Below are 287 nucleotides of genomic sequence, written 5' to 3' on the forward strand. Positions count from 1 at the left end.
ACACAAGCGGGCGGAATGGAATGAGGTAAAGCTCAATATCGGTCGAGACAATCAACCTAGCTTCTTCCGTAGCTCAGCACAAAGCCAACAGGGCTTTATTACTATTCCAGGGCGTGTTGTTTTGGATGGCATCGATATGCTGAAAACAGCAACCTACCACTTCAGATCTTGGTCGCTTGAATCAGTCTCACGCGAACTACTTGGTGAAGGTAAGGATATTCATAACGTTCATGATCGCATGGATGAGATTAATCGAATGTTCAAGTTCGATAAGCCCTCACTGGCTA

Annotated in this window: 1 pseudogene; it reads left to right on the forward strand. The window is 45.3% G+C overall.

The annotated features are described in order from the left end of the window. Positions 1-287: pseudogene (locus tag AB4486_RS24000) on the forward strand (DNA polymerase II); the annotation flags it as partial.

Source organism: Vibrio sp. 10N.222.55.C6 (assembly GCF_041473395.1).
GTDB lineage: Bacteria > Pseudomonadota > Gammaproteobacteria > Enterobacterales > Vibrionaceae > Vibrio > Vibrio crassostreae_C.